Source organism: Pseudomonas sp. PvP009 (assembly GCF_017832995.1).
GTDB lineage: Bacteria > Pseudomonadota > Gammaproteobacteria > Pseudomonadales > Pseudomonadaceae > Aquipseudomonas > Aquipseudomonas syringae.
The window spans coordinates 3,516,341-3,535,408 of the sequence record NZ_JAFIBG010000001.1 but is presented as its reverse complement, the minus strand read 5'-3'; the positions used below and the strand labels follow the sequence as shown (position 1 = coordinate 3,535,408).

Below are 19,068 nucleotides of genomic sequence, written 5' to 3'. Positions count from 1 at the left end.
TAATCTCACTCCTTACCAGCCAGCACCCCGATAATCCCCTGAATATCCCCCTGCAATTCCGCCAGCGGGTCAGCGCCATCGATCCCCAGCACTAATAGCTTGCTGCCGGCTGCCTCGATGGCCACCTTGACCGGCTCGGGCGGCTGACGATGATCAAGCACCAGCGCCACATCGTTGTCTTTCAGTGTTGCGCTCAATTTGCTCAAGGCTTCCGGCGTCCATTGCTCGTCCGTCAGTGCCTGAGTGTCGATCAGCTCCAGATTCAGCCCGCTGATCAAATAGCTGAAGCGATCCGACAGGCTCACCACACTCAAATTATCGGCACCGGCCAGCGCTGCCTCGCTGCTGGCGCTGAGCTTGAGTAGCTGCTGCTTGAACGCCGCCAGGTTGGCCTCGATTTGCGGTTTGGCGGCCGGAGCCAGACGCACCAGATCCGCTGCCAGCACATCGGCCATACGCCCCATGTTATTGCTCGCCAGCCACGGCTGACTGTTCAATCCGTCAGTGCCCTGACCCGGCTGTACGGCGATGCCCGGCAAACTGCCGTCCACCGGCCGTGCAGCGTCGATCTCGACGATACGAATATTGCTGCGCCGTGCATTGGGGTAAAGCGGGTCATCGGCCCAGATCGAGCGCAAGCCGATCACCGCGTCGGCGTTGTTCGCCAGCCCGCGCAAGGCATCGGCACCACGCCCGGTGAAATACGCCGTCTGACGCGAGCCCGGCAGGTTGGCCGCGGCAGCCCGCTCCAGCACCACACCGCTGTCCTTGAGCAGTATCTCGCCCAGGCCATAGGTAATCGGCAGGCTGGCCAGCACCCTCACCGGTTGCGAACTGTCGGTTTTGCTGTCAGCCGCCTGCAGGCTGTTGCTGAACAGGCCGCTCATGATCAGCGCGAGGGTCAAGGTACGTAACGTAGGCATTTATCCAATATTCCCTTTCAGGCTCGGCAGCGTGCCGCGAGCGATGGCGGCGAGCGCAAAAGCCATGCCCGCCACCAGAATGATTGCCGCGCCGGACGGCACAGGCAGGTCGAAGACGATGGGCAGCAGGATGCCGCACAGGGTGCTGAGCGTCGCAATGGCCACTGAAATCCAGAAAAAGCCCTTGAGCGACTGGCTCAACAGGCGTGCGGCCGCCGCCGGAATCACCAGCAGCGCACCGACCAGGATTGCGCCGATGACTTTCACCGCCGCGACCGTGATCAGCGTCACCAGAATCACGAACAGGTAATCCAGCGTCTTCACCGCCACGCCGCGCACCGCAGCCAGTTGCGGGTTGAAGCTGGCCAGCATGATGCGGTTGTACAGCGGCAGGCTCAGGCCCATGACCAGCGAACCGACGATCAGCAGCACCAGCAGGTCGTTGCCGTTGACGGTCAGCACCGAGCCGAACAGCACATTTTCCAGAATGTGCACGTTGATCTTGCCGGCCAGCACGAGCAACAGGCTAGCGCCCAGTGCCAGGGAGACCGACAGGAACACGCCGATCAACGTGTCCGGCGCCAGCCCGGTGCGGTTGCGCAGGTAATTGAGGACGATGCCGAACAGCAGGCAATAGCCGAACAGCGCGCCATAGGGGCCGGTGTAGGGTTCGCCGAGCAGAATGCCGATCGCCACCCCGGTCAGTGCCGCATGGCCCACGGCTTCGGAGAAAAACGCGAAGCGCTTGACCACCACCAGTGTTCCCAGCCCGCCCAGCACCGGGCCGATCAACAGCCCGGCGAGCAGGGCGTTGACCACGAAACCGTAGGCCAGCGCCTCGGGCAAGTAACCGGAAGAGGCGAGGCCCTGAATGAACAGGCGAAAGGTTTCGTAATCCATTACGCGATCCTCCCGGCGCTGCTATCCGTCGTGCGCGGGTGCGCGGAAAACAGGGTCAGCAGCCGCTCCGGGGTCAGCGCAGTGGCGGCCGGTTCATCGAACAGGATGCGTCGGTTGAGCCCTGTTACCTGATCGGCCAGACGCCTGACGGCATCCAGGTCATGCTCGATCCACAGGACCGTGACCCCGCTTCGGCGCCAGTCGCCCAACAACCGCTCGAACACCTGAATACCCGCTTCATCCAGCGCCGACATCGGCTCATCCAGCACCAGCAATTGCGGCGCAGGAATCAGCCCCTGCGCCAGCAGCACGCGCTGCCGCTCGCCACCGGACAGCGCGCCCATGCGCCGTTTGCGCTTGTCCTGCATCCCGACCCGTTCCAGCGCCTCGCCAATCGCTGCCGCGTAGTGCTTCGACAAGCCCAAAAACGCCGGGCGTCGCTGACACATCGCAGCCATGAAATCGTCGACGGTCATCGGCAGGCCACGGTCGAACTCCAGCGCCTGCGGTACATAGCCGATAAGTCCTGGAGCTGCAGGCCACAGCAGGCTCAATTGGCCCTGATGCGGTGTCTGCCCGAGCAGGGTCTTGATCAGCGAGCTTTTGCCACCGCCGTTCGGGCCGACCAGTGCGTGTACGCTGCCGGCGCGCACATTGAAGTGAACCTGATCGAGAATCGTGGTGCGCCCGAGGGTCAGGCTGACCTGATTGAATTCGATGCCCGGCCCCTGGCTGACGATATCGAGTTGCTGTGCAGCCGTCATGCGCCCGACTCCTGAATGGCGCGTACCACCGTATCCAGGTTGCCGGCCATCTCCTTTTCGTATTTGTCAGCGGTGTATTCGCCATAGGAGATATGCGACAGAGGGTACAGTTTGACCCCGGATTCACGCTGAATGGTCTCGACGTAGGTGGACGGGAAATCCATCTCCGAGAAGATCACCTTCACGTCCAGCTCACGCAGTTGGTCGATGGTTTTTTTCAACTGGCTCGGGCTCGGCTCGATGCCATGCGCCGGTTCAACCACGGCGGTGACTTCCAGGCCGAATTCGCGCAGCAGGTAGTCGTAGGCGGCATGCACCGTGGCCACGCGCAGGTCGGCATTGGGTGCCTTGGTCAGTTTGGCGAGCGCGTCGGCGCGCATCTGGCGCAGGCGCTTGCCGTAGGCGCGGGCGTTGGCGGTGTAGGTTTTGGCATTGTCCGGGTCCAGCTTGCCCAGCTCGCGGGCGATATTGTTGACCTGCGCAATGGACGCACTGATCGACAGGAATGTGTGCGGGTTGACCACTTTGCCAGCACCTCGCGCCGCCACCCCGGTGGCCGCCAGCAACGGCACATCGGCATTGGCCTCGATGGTCTTGATGTTCGGCGTTTCACTGGCGGCGATCATGCGGTCGGCAAAGTCGTCGTGACCGACACCGTTGAGCACGATCACGTCCAGCGAACCGATGCGCTTGATGTCCTCGGCGCGCGGCTCATAGGCATGCGGGTTGAAGCCCGCCGGGATCAGCGGCACGACGTCGGCCTTGTCGCCGACAATATTGCTCACGTAGCTGTAGTAAGGGTGCAGGGTAATGCCGATACGCAGGCGTTTGGCCGGTTCGGCGGCGAAGCTGGACGGCGCCAGCAGGGCGACCATCAGCCCCGTCAGCAGGCCGCGCAGCAAGGGACGGCGTTTGAATGAAATAGGCATGGGCAAGCGGTCTTCTTTCAAAGGAATGCGGAGTTTCAGTGCGGGTGCTGACGGGTCACGCCAGCATCGAATTGCGCGACGACCTGTTTCCAGCCTGAATCGATCAAGGCCTGGTCACTGAGGTCGCTGACCGTCGCCAGCGAGGCGTTGCGGTTGATCCAGATGTCTGGCTGCTCGCCGGAATCGACACGCATCAGAAACGAACCGGCCACGCTCGGAGTCCGGCTCAGTCCCAGGTAGGACTGCTCGATCATCTGCCAGGCATGGTCGCCACGGCTCACCGAACTGGCATCCCTGGCGAACGGCGCAAAGCCTTCATCGCCCAGTTGCTCTGGGGTGATCGGTGTCTGCTGCTCGCTGGCCAGCAGGCGGATTTCGTCGAGGGTCACGCGCAGGTCGGCGTAAATGCCTTGTTCCGCAGCGCTCAAATCGCGTCGTGCGTCCAGTTGGTGGTTGGCGATGCTGTGCGTTTCCTGAGTATCACGGTGCAGGCTGATCACGCCGGCAGCGCTGCCGAGGATCAGCAGGCACAGCAGCAGGACGTACAGGGTTTCATGCCCGGCGCCTGCCGGACGGACGATGTGTCGGGTTGGTGTGCTCATGGCGCCTGGATGTCCGCCTGATCGATTTCCACCACATGACCGGGACCTGCGTCGAACAGCACGTAGAACTCGGAGGCGGGGCGTTTGAAGGTTACCGTCGAGTCTTCGCCGAGCTTGCCTGGCACCAGGATGGTTTCGTCGTAGCCGATCACGTCCAGGGTCACACCCGGCGCACCACTGCCGTCGGAAAAACCGCCGGTGCAGCGGATCTGCTCGGTGTCGATCTGTTTGCATTCGCACATCGGGTTATGCGCCAGGGCGTTGCCGCTCAGGCCAAGCAGGCACAGGGCACTGGCCGTCAGCCAGCGCACGGAAGGGCGGGCACTCATGGTTGGGCTCCTTGTTTTTTAAGCCACGCCACGGTGCTGGGCGAAGCCTGTTGCAGGGGGATGGAAGTCTGATGCACGGCGCCGTCCCAGCCTTCCATGGTGATCCACAGCTCGGCGTCGGGATCGGTGTTTTGCGCGATCTGCATGAAGGCGCTCATGCGGTAGCCGCCACCGAAGAAAATCACCCCGGCGGTGCGCAGGCTGCGTGGTTTGCCGATGCGCAGATAAGTGGCCTTGACCCGGTCGATGCAGGCGTTGCACAGCGCCGCGTTGAAACTTTTCATGTAGCCCGATGGACCGGAAAGGCGCGGCGCTTCGTTGCGGTCCTCTGCCAGACGCAGGCTCCACGGGCCGACCTGAATCTCGCCGACCTCGCGCTGGCCAAGGCCCTGATCGCCACGATCCAGTGAAACATCGGAGAAGTACTTGGGCATGAAACCGAGCGGTATCAGCACCAGCAGCACGTTGATGTGGAAACGCCATTTGTGCCAGAAACGACTCATTGACGATGCAGGTTGTGCGACAGCGGCGGCCTTGCTCACAGGCTGTTCTCCGGGGTGCGGGCCGTCAGCGGCGAGGTGTTTATCTCCGGGGTGTATGCGGCAGGCTTGGCTCTGGCTTCACGCTTGAGGGCATTGATCGTTGCTATCGCGGTGCGCTTGCTCCAGATCAACAGGCCGCTGAGCACCATCATGCTCAGCAGCAGACCGAAAAACGCCCAGATCAGCTTGATCCAGATGCCGCCGAAATCGCCGGTGTGCAGGGGGCGCATGGACTCGGTGACGAACTCCAGCTTGTTGCGGTCCGACAGCAGGTGCGAGGCGGCAATCTCGCCGCTGTACGGGTTGATTTCGGCGGTCTGGAACATCAATGGATACCAGCTGCGTCCACCCACCTGCATGTTGCTGTAGGCATTGAACGGCGGTGTGATGAAGCTGGCTTCCAGGCCCGGAATCCGCTCCCTGGCGATTTCCACGGCGCGCTCCAGGCTGATGGTCGGCGCAGGACTACCATCGGCAGTCAGTGGCACGGCGCTGTGCGGGATGATCGACGCGACCTGGGATTTGCTGGAAATACTGATCTGGTTGTCGCCCAGAATCGCCTGGATCAGAAACCACGTGCCGGTAATGGAAATTACCGCAATGAACCAGATCGACCAGACGCCGCTGAGGCGATGCAGGTCGCCCCAGAAAATCCGCGGGCCCTGGCTGAAACGCACGGGCTTGAAAAAGCCGCGCCAGAATTTCTTGTAGACCACCAGCCCGGTCACCAGTGACGCCAGCAACGGCAGGCCGAGAATCGACACCAGGTACCAGCCCCACGAATAACCGTTTGTAAACGGCACCAGCCACCAGCCGTGCAGCGCGCGGGTGAAGCGGCGGAAGTCGAACGATGGGGTAATACCCTGAATCACTCCGGTGTAAGGGTTGACGTAAGCCGGCACCGAACGCCCGTCGGGGTAGGTGATGAACACGCTCAAGGCGAAGTACTCGCCGTCCGGCTGCATGATGGTGCCGACGATCAGGTCCGGCTCGTTGCGTTCGATGGTTGCGCGAATCTGTTCGAAGTTCAGGCGCTGGGCGTCGTCGGAAGGGCGGTTGTCACGCATCTCCGGGTTGGCCAGCCACATGATTTCCTTGCTGACCACGGCCAGCGTGCCGGTCACACAAACGATCAGCACGAAGAACCAGATCGGCAGGGCCAGCCAGCTGTGGACGAGAAACCAGATTTTTGAACGGGACTTCTTCGACATGGATAAACAATCTCGATTCACGATGTGGAGCGGCCGCAGGGCGGTGCCCTCTGTCTGTACGCGCGGGCGTAAAAAGCCTCGCATTAAGTTAAAGACGAATGAGAACTGAATTCCTATAGGAAATTTTTGCGTTTAAATGCAAAAAATTGTTTCAGCGCCGCGGTACACCTCCGCATGCCGCATGCCGCATGAATAGGGCGGTACGGCTAATTTTTCAGCAGCGCAGTACGTTCAATCTGGACATTGGTGTTGCGCCAGGCCGCAGGGGCTCGGGCGCTTTTGCCATCAAGGGAGAGACATCATGAGTCATGCGTTGAGTTTGGATATCCGGCCGTTGCTGGCAGGGGCGGGCATCTTGCCGATGCTGGTGCAGGCACCCGAGCCCGGTCTGGACTTGATGGAAGCGCTGGGCGAACTCAAGCCGTTGGTCGCCGAACATCTGTACAGCGCCGGCGGGATTCTGTTTCGCGGCTTCGAGGTGGGCGGTGCGGAAGCGTTTCGCGAGTTCGCCGCCGGTTTCGGCGATCCGCTGCTCAACTACGAGTTCGGCTCTACGCCGCGCAGCAATGTCACCAAAGGCGTGTACACCTCAACCGAGTACCCGGCGCACCAGAGCATCCCTCTGCACAACGAGCAGGCCTACACGCTGGAATGGCCGATGAAGATCTGGTTCTACAGCATGATTGCGGCGCAGACAGGGGGTGAAACACCGATCGCCGACAGCCGCGAAATCTACCGACGCATTCCGGCGCGCATTCGCGAGCGCTTTGTCGAAAAGAAACTGATGTACGTGCGTAACTACGGCAACGGGCTCGATGTGGAATGGAGTCAGGTGTTCAATACCGACGATGAGTCCGTGGTCGAAGCTTACTGCCGGGCGCACAACATCGAGTGCGAATGGAAAGACGACGGCGAACTGCGCACCCGGCAGATTTGTCAGGCGGTATCACGCCACCCGGTGACCCACGACACCGTGTGGTTCAACCAGGCGCACCTGTTCCACATCTCCAACCTGCAACCGGAAGTGCGCGAAACCCTGCTCGACGTGGTGGACGAAGAAGACCTGCCGCGCAACGTCTACTACGGCGACGGCTCGCCCCTCGAAGAAACCCTGCTGGACGAAATCCGCGACGTACTCGACGAATGCACCGTCAGCTTCCCATGGCTGGAAAACGACGTCCTGATGCTCGACAACATGCTCACCGCCCACTCCCGCGCACCCTTCACCGGCAAACGCAAAGTGGTGGTCGCCATGGCGCAGGGGCATTCGGATAAGTAAACGCCGTCAGATCATCGTGCTGACGGAGCGTAGGCACGATAGTTACGTTTGAGCGAGTGGAACGATAAGTGTCCAGCTATTGATTATCGTGCCTGCGCTCCGCGTAGGCATGCAGTTCTGGACGCTCTGCGTCCTCTCTTGAGTGCGCGGTGCAATGCAGAGCCTCACCCCCGAGAAACCTTTCTAAATATTTCCTCGCCAATTCGTTCTTGTTGATACGACCCCGCCCGACGGTCAGCCCCACTCAGCAAGGATCGACCCATGAACCCCGAACACGCCCAGAAACTCGCTCGCCGTTTTGTCGAGTTACCCCTTGAAAAACGCCGCCTGTTCCTCGACGGCATGCGCAAGGAGGACATGGATTTCTCGCTGTTCCCGATCCCTTCCTGTGCCGGGCTGGCCGAGCGTGAGGGTCTGTCCTATGCCCAGCAACGCATGTGGTTTCTCTGGCAACTGGACCCGCACAGCGCGGCCTACAACCTGCCGATGTCGGTGTGCCTGAACGGTCCGCTGGAGCTGCCTTTGCTGGAGCGGGCCTTCAGTGCGCTGGTCGAACGACATGAAAGCCTGCGCACCACCTTCGGCCAGGAGGGCGACCGGGCGTTTCAGCGTGTCGCGCCGCCAGCGCCAGTGAGCATCCGCCTGACCGACCTGAGCGCCTTGCCGTCCGAACAGCGCTGGGCCAGTGCGCGTCAGGCCATGGCCGAACAGGCTGCGCAAACCTTCGATCTGCAGCGCGGGCCGCTGTTCACCGTGCAGGTGCTGCGTCTTGCCGAACAGGAGCACCTGCTGCTGCTCAACCTGCACCACATGATCACCGATGGCTGGTCGATGAACGTGCTGATCGACGAATGGCTGCGCGGCTACGACGCGCTGCTGGCCGGTAAACCGCTGCCTTTTCAACCGCTGCTTGTGCAGTACCGCGATTACGCGGTCTGGCAACGCAGCTGGCTGGAAGCCGGTGAGCAGGCGCGTCAGCTGGACTACTGGCGCAGCCACCTGGGCGAAGAGCATCCGCTGCTGGAGCTGCCCACCGACCGTCCGTATCCGGCCTTGCCCAGTCACGACGGCGCTCGCCTGGAGCAGGCACTGGAGCCCGAGCTGCTGCGCCACCTGAAAAGCCTCGCGCAACGCCAGGGCGTCACCCTGTTCGTGGTGCTGCTGGCGACCTTCAAAAGCCTGCTGCATCGCTACAGCGGGCAGACCGACATTCGTGTTGGCGGCCTGATTGCCAACCGCACCCGTAGCGAAACCGAAGGGCTGATCGGCTGCTTCATCAATACTCAAGTATTGCGCAGTGAAGTGACGGCGCAGACCCGCTTCGTCGATCTGTTGAATATCGTCCGCGACGCCTCGACCGGTGCCCAGGCGCATCAGGAGTTGCCATTCGACGCCATCATCGACGCCCTGCAGCCGGAGCGCAGTCAGAGCCATAACCCTTTATTTCAGGTGATGTTCAATCACCAGCCGGTGGTTGCCGACCTGCTCGACAAACAGTTGAGCGGCGGCCTGCGCGTGGCCAATCTGCCCGCCGAACAACAGGCACTGGCGCAGCGCTCGCACGCTGCCGCCAGCGACCTGATGCTGGCCACCAGCGGTGAAGGCGAACAACTGCATGCCGCCTTCACCTACGCGACCGACATTTTTGACGAGTCGACCATCGCTCGCCTGGCCGGGCACTGGCGCAACCTGTTGGCCTCTGTCTGTGCCGACCCGCTGCAGACCATCGCCGAGCTGTCGATGCTCTCGGCCGACGAGCGCACGCAACTGCTGGATGTCGACAGCGCCACCAAAGCTGACACCACAACCCCCGCGCATCGCCAGTTCGAAGCACAAGTGCAGCGCACGCCGCAGGCCCCGGCGTTGATCCTTGCCAGCGAAGGTCAGTCTCCAGGCCTGAGCTACACCGAACTGAACCAGCGCAGTAACCGTCTGGCCTGGCAGCTGCGCGAGCTGGGTGTCGGCGCGGACGTGCTGGTCGGCGTGGCGCTGGGTCGTTCGCTGGACATGCCCGTGGCGCTGCTCGCCGTGCTCAAGGCTGGCGGTGCCTATGTGCCGCTGGACCTGAACGCGCCGCGCGAACGCTTGCGTCATGTGTTGGAGGACAGTGGCGTGAAACTGCTGCTGACCCATAGCGATCAACTGACCGGGCTGCCCGAACTGGCTGACATTCAATGCCTGTGCATCGATCGGATGAACAGCGAAACCGCCAGCGTGCACAACCTCGACGGCCCGATCGATCCGGCAAGTCTGGCCTACGTGATTTACACCTCAGGGTCGACCGGGCAGCCCAAAGGCGTGGCGATCAGTCATGCGGCGCTGGCCGAGTTCGTCGCCCTGGGGGCGAACTACAGTGACCTGCGCGAAGGCGACCGGGTCCTGCAGTTCGCCACCCACAGCTTCGATGGCTTCGTCGAGCAGTTCTACCCACCGTTGTGTCGCGGCGCGGCCGTCGTGCTGCGTGACGAGCGCCTGTGGGACAGCGCCACCTTCCATCAGGCCATCGTCGAGCACGGCGTGACCCTCGCCGACTTGCCCGCGGCCTATTGGCTGACGCTGGTTCAGGACTTCGCCGCCAGCCCGCCCGCGCATTACGGCGCGCTACGGCAGGTGCATGTCGGCGGCGAAGCCATGGCCGTCGAGGGGCTGCGCCTGTGGCACAAGTCCGGGCTGGGGCATGTACGCCTGCTCAATACCTATGGCCCGACCGAAGCCACCGTGGTGTCGAGCATCCATGATTGCAGCACGCTGACCCCGCAGCAGGTGTCCTGGCGCGGCGTGCCGATTGGCCAGGCGCTGGCAGGACGACGCCTGTACGTTCTCGACGATCAAATGAACCTGCTGCCGCAAGGTGCGGTGGGCGAGCTGTACATCGGCGGTCCTGGTCTGGCGCGGGGTTATCACGCCCAGCCCGGCCTGAGCGCCGAACGTTTTGTCACCGATCCGTTTGTCAGTGGTGAGCGCCTGTACCGTACCGGCGACCGCGCCCGACTGCGTGCCGATGGCGCTGTCGAGTACATCGGCCGGGTCGATCATCAAGTGAAGATTCGCGGTTTCCGTATCGAGCTGGGTGAGGTCGAATCGCGCCTGCAGCAATGCACGGGCGTGCGCGAGGCCGTGGTGCTGGCCGTCGAACTGGCGGGCAGCACGCAGTTGGTCGCCTACGCGGTGCCGGACGTTGCCGCGTCTACAGAGGCCGAACAGTTGGCCCTGCGCCAAAGCATCCGCAGCCAGTTGCAAGCCTTCCTGCCGGATTACATGGTGCCGGCGCACATGCTGTTGTTGCCCGAGCTGCCCCTGACGCCCAGCGGCAAGCTGGACCGCAAGGCATTGCCTGCCCCCGACGCAAGCCAGTTGCAGGCGCGTTATCGGGCGCCGCACAGCGAGGTGGAAATCTGCTTGGCGGCCATCTGGGCGGACGTTCTGCATGCGCCCCAGGTGGGCCTCGACGATCACTTTTTCGAACTGGGCGGGCATTCGCTGCTCGCCGCGCAAGTCATCGCCCGGATCAAGACGCAACTGGGCATCAGCCTGCCGCTGCGCACTCTGTTTGAAAAACCGCTGCTCAGTGAGCTCGCCGTCGAAGTGGCAGCGCTGACCGACAACAGCACGGACAACGACTGGAGCGACATGGACCAGTTCATGGATTCACTGGAGGAATTCGGCGCATGACCGGGACCACTGCTGCACGCATCGCGAAACGTTTTGTCGGCCTGTCGCTGGAGCAACGCCAACAGTTCCTCGCCCGGTTGCGCCAGGAAGGCAAGGATTTCAGCCTGTTGCCGGTGCCGGTCAGTCGGCATGATGTCAGCGCTATTCCGCTGTCCTTCGCTCAGCAGCGCCTGCTGTTCCTCTGGCAGCTCGATCCGTCGAGCGACGCGTACAAGATGACCACCGGCCTGCGTCTGCGCGGCACGTTGAACGAGTCGGCGTTGCGCCGCGCGTTCGATCATCTGATCGAACGCCACGAGGTGCTGCGCACGGTATTTCACACTGATGGCGATCAGGCACAGCAACTGCTGCTGCACGACCAGACAGTCGCATTGGAAAGCATTGATTTGGCCGGTCTGGCCGATGTCGAACTGCGCGATGCCGAGCTGGCGCTGCAAGTGGCCACAGTCACGGGCCAAGCGTTTGATCTGCGCACGGGGCCGCTGCTGCGCGCGCACCTGTTTCGCCTCGCGGACGACGAGCATGTGCTGATCGTCAGCATGCACCACATCGTCTCCGACGGCTGGTCGATGGATGTGATGATTCAGGAGTTCGTGCACTGCTATCAGGCGTACTGCGAGGGCCGCGAACCCGCGCTGCCGGAACTACCGCTGCAATACGCCGACTATGCGATCTGGCAGCGCAGCTGGCTGGAGGCGGGCGAGGGCGCACGCCAGTTGGACTACTGGCGTCACCAGTTGGGTGACGAGCAACCGTTGCTGGACGCCGCACCGGATTTCCCGCGTCCGGCCACGCAGAGCTATCAGGGCGAGCACCTGCGTTTCGATTTCGGTGTAGACCTGTCGCGGCGGCTCAACGCCTTTGCGCGCACGCAGGGCATGACCCTGTTCATGCTGGTGCTGGCCGGCTTTTCGCTGTTTCTGTCGCGCAAGGCCGGGCAGCGTGATATCCGCATCGGCGTGCCGAATGCCAACCGCGGTCGCGCTGAAACCGAAGGCTTGATCGGTTTCTTCATTAATACTCAGGTTTTGCGCTGCCAGGTGGATGAGCGCCTGAGCTACCTTGACCTGCTGGCGCAGATTCGCGACACCTCGTTCGGTGCGCAGGCGCATCAGGACGTGCCCTTCGAGCAACTGGTCGATCAACTGGCACCCGAGCGCAGCCTGGGCCACAACCCGCTCTTCCAAGCCAAGTTCAACCAGAACGTGGTCCTCAAGCAGAAAACCGCGCTCAGGCTGGCCGGGCTGGAGGTCAGCGAATATGCCTTCGACAAACAGGGCGCGCATTTCGACCTGGCGCTGGACATCACGGATGATGGCACACTGATCCACGGCGACATGGCCTACGCCAGCGACCTGTATCGACGCTCGACCGTTGAAGGCTTCATTCCTGAACTGCTCACGCTGTTCGAAACCCTGCTCGACACGCCGCAGGCACCGCTGTTCAGCCTGGGGGCACTCGCAGTCGAGCCGAGGCGCGACGCTCGCGAACCCGCGCCGCACATGCTGCAATTGTGGGACCAGCAGGTCGAACGGCGACCTAATGCCCAGGCAGCCCGCTGCCTGGAGCGTACGTTGACCACGCTGCAACTGGAGCAGGCCGCCAATCAGTTGGCCCATCACCTGATCCGCATGGGCATCAGCGAGGGCCAGCCGGTCGCAGTATTGATGGAGCGTTCGCTGGACTGGCTGACCGCCGTGCTGGCAATTTTCAAGGCCGGCGGCGTGTACATGCCGCTGGACGTCAAAGCCCCCGATGCGCGACTGCAACAGATGCTGGTCAATGCGCAGGCCAGGGTGTTGCTGTGTGCCGAGGGTGATGTGCGGCACACGTCGCTGGGTGTTGCCGGTTGTCAGGGCCTGACCTGGACGCCTTCGCTGTGGCAGGACCTGCCTGTCAGCCGCCCTGACACCCGGCCTTCAGCCGATTCGGCGGCCTACGTGATTCATACCTCCGGCTCGACCGGCCAGGCAAAAGGTGTGCTGGTCAGCCAGAGCGCGCTGGCCAGTTACCTGCGTGGCCTGCTGGAACAGCTGCAACTGGCACCCGAGGCGAGCATGGCGCTGGTCTCGACCATCGCCGCCGACCTCGGCCATAGCGTGCTGTTCGGCGCGCTGTGTTCGGGACGCACGCTGCACGTGCTGACCGAGGCGCTGGGTTTCGACCCGGATGCCTTTGCGGCCTACGTGGCCGAGCATCAGGTGGGCGTGCTGAAAATCGTCCCCGGTCATCTGGCCGCGCTGTTGCAGGCCGGTCAGCCAGCCGATGTACTGCCGCAGCATGCACTGATTGTCGGCGGCGAAGCCTGCTCGCCAGCGCTGATCGAGCAGGTGCGTCAGCTCAAGCCGGGTTGCCGGGTGATCAACCACTACGGGCCGAGCGAAACCACTGTTGGTGTGCTGACTTATGAGGTGCTGATGTCGCCCTGTGGGAGCGAAGCGTCGCCCGGCTCGCTCCCAAAGGATGTGTATCTCCTACAGGATGTATGTGTATCCACTGGGGTGAACTCTGGCGACCCTCTGCGCAGCGTGCCAGTCGGCACATCGTTGCCGGGGGCCAGCGCCTACGTGCTGGACGACGTGCTGAACCCTGTGGGTACTCAGGTCGCCGGTGAGCTGTACATCGGCGGCGACAGCGTGGCGCTGGGCTATATCGGCCAGCCTGCGCTGACCGCCGAGCGCTTCGTGCCGGACCCGTTCGCGCAGGACGGCACGCGCGTCTACCGCAGCGGCGACCGCATGCGCCGCAATCATCAGGGCCTGCTGGAATTCATCGGCCGGGCCGACGATCAGGTCAAAGTGCGCGGCTATCGTGTCGAGCCGGCAGAGGTCGCGCGGGTGTTGCTGGGCCTGGCTTCGGTGGCGCAGGTCAGCGTACTGGCGTTGCCCGTCGATGACGATCAGACCCGCCTGCAACTGGTGGCCTATTGCGTGGCGGCAGGCGGGGCGAATCTGAATGTCGACAGCCTGCGCGAGCAACTGGCTGCGCGCTTGCCGGACTACATGGTGCCCACGCAGATCATGCTGCTGGACAGTCTGCCGCTGACCGCCAACGGCAAGCTCGACAAGCGCGCCTTGCCCAGACCCGGCGTGGTCAAACAGCGTTACACCGCGCCGGTCGGCGAGATCGAGGAAAAGCTCGCTGCCGTGTGGGCGGATGTCCTCAAGCTGGAGCAAGTGGGCAGCACTGACAACTTCTTCGAACTGGGCGGCGATTCGATTCTCAGCCTGCAGATCATCGCCCGCGCCAAGCGCCAGGGCATCAAGCTCAGCCCCAAGCAATTGTTCGAAAAACAGACCATCGGCCAACTGGCCTCAGTGGCGAAACTGATTCAAAAAAAGCCCGCCGCCGTGGCAGAGCAGATCAGCGGTTCGCTGCCGTTGCTGCCGATCCAGGCGCGATTTTTCGAACTGGACATCCCCGAGCGTCAGCACTGGAATCAGGCGTTGATACTCAAGCCGTTGCAAACGCTGGAGGCTGCTCATCTTCAGTCTGCATTGACTGCGCTGATCGAGCAGCACGACGCACTGCGTCTGGGTTTCACCCAGCAGGACGGCCAATGGCAGGCCACCTTCGGCGCGCCGAATACTCGCGAGCTGCTCTGGACCCATGAGCTGGACAGCATCGAGCGCTTGCCTGAGCTGGCCGATGAGGCGCAACGCAGCCTGGACCTGAAAAACGGACCGCTATTGCGTGCCGTGCTGATCCACCTGCCGCAAGGCGAACAGCGCCTGCTGCTGGTGATTCATCATCTGCTGGTGGACGGCGTGTCATGGCGGGTGTTGCTGGAAGACCTGCAACAGGCGTATCTCGCCCTGGCGCAAGGCCAGCCAGTATTACTCGCGGCAAAAACCACGTCGCTTCAGCGCTGGGCCGAGCAATTGCAACAGTATGCGGCCGGCCAGAAGCTGAAGGCCGAGCGTGATTACTGGCTGCAGGCCTTGCAGGGCGAAGACCAGCCGCTGCCTCGCGACAAGCCCGAAGGCACGATGCGCAATCGCGATGCGGCCCATGCATCTTCCTGGCTGAGCAGGGACCTGACCCACAAGCTGCTGAAAGTCGCGCCCGCCGCGTACCGCACGCAAGTCAACGACCTGCTGCTGACGGCGCTGGCTCAGGTCCTTTGCGAATGGAGCCAGCAGCCCTCGGTGCTGATCCAGCTGGAAGGGCATGGCCGCGAAGACCTGTTCGACGACACTGATCTGAGCCGCACCGTCGGCTGGTTCAGCAGCCTGTTTCCGGTGCGCCTCACGCCGCAGATCGCGCCGGGGGCAAGCCTGTGTGGCATCAAGGAGCAATTGCGTGCGGTGCCGGACAAGGGCATTGGTTACGGTGTGTTGCGCTATATGGGCGAGGGGCCTTTCGCGCAGCAATTGGCTGCCTTGCCGCAGGCGCGGGTCACGTTCAATTACCTGGGCCAGTTCGACGGCAGCTTCAACGAACACCAAGGCGCGCTGTTTGTACCGAGTGCCGACAGTTCAGGTACTGCGCTGTGCGAGGACGGGCCGCTGGGCAACTGGCTGAGCCTCAACGGCCAGGTGTTCGACGGCCAGTTGCAACTGGACTGGAGCTTCAGCCGCGAGGTGTATCACGCCTCGACCATCGACACCCTGGCGCGTCGCTACGAGCAGGCGCTGACCACCCTGATCGAACATTGCACGGCGGGGCATCAAGGCGTTACGCCGTCGGACTTCCCGCTGGCGCGCCTCACCCAGGCGCAGCTTGACGGTCTGCCGATTGCGGCGGGCCAGATCGAGGATATCTATCCGCTGTCACCGATGCAGCAGGGCATGCTGTTTCACTCGTTATTCGATGAACGCGCGGGCAACTACATCAACCAGTTGCGGGTGAACATTCGCGGTCTGGATTTGCCGCGTTTCCGCAACGCCTGGCAGGCCGCGGTGGACCATCACGACGTGCTGCGCAGCTGTTTTGTCAGTCAGCGCGAGCAGTCGCTGCAAGTGGTGCAGCGTCAGGTCGAGGTGCCCTTTGTCGAGCTGGATGCGCGTGGTCAGCCAGAAAACTGGCTCGACGACTGGGCGCAGGCCGACCGTCAGCAAGGCTTCGATCTGGCGCAAGGGCCATTGTTGCGCCTGGCCGTGTTGCGTATCGCCGACGACGCGTGGCATTTGGTTTACACCAGCCACCACATCCTTATGGATGGCTGGAGCAGCTCGCGCCTGCTCGGTGAAGTGCTGCAACGCTACAGCGGGCAGATGCCAGCGAAACAGGCAGGCCGCTATCGTGATTACATTCAGTGGCTGCAACATCAGGATGCCGCGCTCAGCGAGCGTTTCTGGACTGCGGAGCTGGCGGAACTGGACGAGCCGACCCGTTTGCTGCAAGCGTTCAAGTCTTCGGCCGAGGGGCAGGGCTACGGCGACTACATCCAGCTGATCGACAGCGACGGCACCCGACGTTTGAGCGAGTTTGCCCGCGAGCAGCGCGTCACCCTCAATACGCTGCTGCAATCGGCCTGGCTGTTGCTGCTGCAACGCTATACCGGCCAGTCCAGCGTGACCTTTGGCGCGACCGTGGCCGGGCGTCCGGCCGAGTTGCCGGGTGTCGAAGAACAGCTGGGGCTGTTCATCAATACCCTGCCGGTCATCGCCAGCCCGCGTGCCGAGCAGACGGTGGCTGACTGGGTGCAGCAGGTGCAGGCGAAAAACCTTGCTCTGCGCGAGCATGAGCACACGCCGCTGTATGACATCCAGCGCTGGGCGCGCAACAGTGGCGAGGCGTTGTTTGACACCATTCTGGTGTTCGAAAACTACCCGGTGTCCGAAGCCCTGCAGCGCGCGCCGGACGGTCTGGTCTTCAGCGACCTGCGCAATCAGGAGCAGGCGCATTACCCGCTGACCCTGGTGGTCGAGGCCAATGAGGTGCTGTCGGTACGTTTCAGTTACGACCGCCAGCACTTCAGCGCCGAAGGCATTCTGCAACTGGCGGCACATTTCGATCATCTGCTGCAGAGCCTCTGCGCATCGGCAACCACGCCACTCGGCGAACTGGCATTGCCGACGGCCTGGACACAAAGCGTGCAGCGCTACCCGAGCGAGCACTGCGCGCATCAACGCATCGAGGCCCAGGCCGAGCGTAACCCGCAGGCTATCGCTCTGAGCTTTGGTGCCGAGCAACTGAGCTATCAACAGCTCAACCGCCGCGCCAACCAGCTCGCCCATAAACTGCGCGAACAGGGCGTTGGCCCGGACATGCGCGTCGGGCTGGCCGCCGAGCGCGGTCTGGAGATGATTGTCGGCCTGCTGGCCATCCTCAAGGCCGGTGGCGCTTACGTGCCGCTCGACCCGGATTATCCGCAGGATCGCCTGAGCTTTCTGATGCACGACAGTGGTATCGAACTGTTGCTGACCCAAGCGCCGCTGCTTGGCAAACTGCCGATCCCCGAACAGGTGCAGACGCTCGATCTGGCTGACGAACTGGACGGTTACAGCACCGAAAACCCGCTCAATCAGACCGCGCCGGCCAACCTGGCCTACGTGATCTACACCTCGGGTTCGACCGGTAAACCGAAAGGCACCTTGCTCGCCCATCACAACCTGATGCGCCTGTTCGCCGCGACGGATGACTGGTTCACATTCAGCGAAAAGGATGTGTGGACGCTGTTCCATTCCTTCGCCTTCGACTTTTCGGTGTGGGAGATTTTTGGCGCGCTGCTGCATGGCGGCCGACTGGTGATCGTGCCCCGCGAAGTGACCCGCTCGCCGGAAGAATTCCATGCGCTGCTGATCGAACAACAGGTCACGGTGCTCAACCAGACGCCGTCGGCGTTCAAGCAACTGATGCGCGTGGCCTGTGATTCATCGCTACCGCTGTCGTTGCAGAAAATCATCTTCGGCGGCGAGGCGCTGGACGTCGCCAGCCTGAAGCCGTGGTTCGAGCGCTTTGGCGATCAGACGCCGCAACTGATCAATATGTACGGCATCACCGAAACCACGGTGCACGTGAGCTATCGACCGATCACGCTGGCCGACACGCAGAACCCTATCAGCCCGATTGGCGAGGCGATTCCGGACCTGTCTTGGTACGTGCTGGATGCTGATTTCAATCCGGTCGCCCAGGGCTGCAGCGGCGAGTTGCACATCGGCCATGCCGGTCTGGCGCGGGGCTATCACAATCGTGCGGCGCTGACCGCCGAACGCTTCGTGCCGGACCCGTTCTCCAACGACGGTGGCCGCCTTTATCGCACCGGCGACCTGGCGCGTTATCGGGCTGGTGGGATGATCGACTACGCCGGGCGCATCGACCATCAAGTGAAAATTCGCGGCTTCCGCATCGAACTGGGGGAAATCGAAGCGCGGCTGCAAGCGCACCCGGCGGTGCGCGAAGTGAGCGTGCTGGCGCTGGACGGGCAGTTGGCGGCGTACTTGGTGCCCTCTGAGCCTGATCAGGATCAGCAGAGCCTTCGTGAAACGCTGAAAAGCGAACTTAAGGCACACTTGCCGGACTACATGGTGCCCACCCATTTCATCGTCCTCGACAACATGCCGCTGACTGCCAACGGCAAGCTGGATCGCAAGGCGCTGCCTGCGCCGGATTCCAGTCAGTTGCAGGCCACCTACAGCGCTCCGCAAGGCGAGCTGGAGCAGCAACTGGCGGCGATCTGGGCCGATGTGTTGAAGGTCGAGCGGGTCGGGCGCAGCGACAACTTTTTCGAGCTCGGCGGCCATTCGCTGCTGGCGGTGCAGATGCTCGTGCGGGTGCGCGAACAGTTGCAGCACGAGGTCAGCCTCAAGGATGTCTTCGAGCAACCGCTGCTGGCGGACTTCTGCGCCACGCTGCAGGAAAAAAATGGCGAAAGTGACCACGCGCAGGACGAATTGACTAAATCACTGGAGGCACTCAAACGTTTATCAGCGGAGGAAATTGATAATTTGATTGCTTAGCAGGAGAGACCCC

At 62.7% G+C, this 19,068-nt stretch carries 11 protein-coding genes; 3 read left to right on the top strand and 8 right to left on the bottom strand.

What is annotated here, in order from left to right; all coding sequences use genetic code 11:
• Positions 1-5 precede the first annotated feature (5 nt).
• Genes JOE29_RS14965 through JOE29_RS14930 form a run of 8 tightly spaced genes read right to left on the bottom strand, consistent with a single transcriptional unit; the run spans position 6 to position 6,200 of the window.
• Complete coding sequence (locus tag JOE29_RS14965; RefSeq protein WP_074953185.1) at positions 6-923, bottom strand: zinc ABC transporter substrate-binding protein; 918 nt, start codon at positions 921-923, stop codon at positions 6-8.
• Complete coding sequence (locus tag JOE29_RS14960) at positions 924-1,823, bottom strand: metal ABC transporter permease (protein ID WP_004418348.1); 900 nt, start codon at positions 1,821-1,823, stop codon at positions 924-926. It lies immediately after the preceding gene.
• Complete coding sequence (locus tag JOE29_RS14955) at positions 1,823-2,587, bottom strand: metal ABC transporter ATP-binding protein (RefSeq protein WP_024683414.1); 765 nt, start codon at positions 2,585-2,587, stop codon at positions 1,823-1,825. Before JOE29_RS14955 ends, JOE29_RS14960 begins: the two co-directional genes overlap by 1 nt.
• Entirely contained in the window at positions 2,584-3,516 is a 933-nt protein-coding gene (locus tag JOE29_RS14950) for a metal ABC transporter substrate-binding protein (protein WP_003423544.1), read from the bottom strand. Before JOE29_RS14950 ends, JOE29_RS14955 begins: the two co-directional genes overlap by 4 nt.
• A 35-nt stretch (positions 3,517-3,551) precedes the next feature.
• Entirely contained in the window at positions 3,552-4,118 is a 567-nt protein-coding gene (locus JOE29_RS14945; protein ID WP_004404943.1) for a DUF6162 family protein, read from the bottom strand.
• Complete coding sequence (locus JOE29_RS14940) at positions 4,115-4,447, bottom strand: hypothetical protein (protein ID WP_003348824.1); 333 nt, start codon at positions 4,445-4,447, stop codon at positions 4,115-4,117. The genes JOE29_RS14945 and JOE29_RS14940 overlap by 4 nt, the downstream gene beginning before the upstream one ends.
• Positions 4,444-4,989 (bottom strand): hypothetical protein, encoded by a 546-nt coding sequence (locus JOE29_RS14935; RefSeq protein ID WP_044311621.1) that lies wholly within the window; start codon positions 4,987-4,989, stop codon positions 4,444-4,446. The genes JOE29_RS14940 and JOE29_RS14935 overlap by 4 nt, the downstream gene beginning before the upstream one ends.
• The gene (locus JOE29_RS14930) at positions 4,986-6,200 is read right to left on the bottom strand and encodes a PepSY domain-containing protein (protein WP_058446859.1); all 1,215 of its coding nucleotides are present in this window, start codon (positions 6,198-6,200) and stop codon (positions 4,986-4,988) included. Before JOE29_RS14930 ends, JOE29_RS14935 begins: the two co-directional genes overlap by 4 nt.
• 301 nt (positions 6,201-6,501) lie before the next feature.
• On the opposite strand from JOE29_RS14930, the gene JOE29_RS14925 reads away from it, so the two are divergent.
• From JOE29_RS14925 to JOE29_RS14915, 3 genes are all read left to right on the top strand, one after another.
• Positions 6,502-7,479, top strand: a complete 978-nt coding sequence (locus JOE29_RS14925; protein ID WP_074953190.1) for a TauD/TfdA family dioxygenase — start codon at positions 6,502-6,504, stop codon at positions 7,477-7,479.
• A 261-nt stretch (positions 7,480-7,740) separates the two neighbouring features.
• A complete protein-coding gene (locus JOE29_RS14920) occupies positions 7,741-11,151 on the top strand; it encodes a non-ribosomal peptide synthetase (protein WP_210079661.1) in 3,411 nt (1,136 codons plus the stop codon).
• Positions 11,148-19,055 (top strand): non-ribosomal peptide synthetase, encoded by a 7,908-nt coding sequence (locus JOE29_RS14915; RefSeq protein ID WP_210079660.1) that lies wholly within the window; start codon positions 11,148-11,150, stop codon positions 19,053-19,055. The genes JOE29_RS14920 and JOE29_RS14915 overlap by 4 nt, the downstream gene beginning before the upstream one ends.
• Positions 19,056-19,068: the final 13 nt, after the last annotated feature.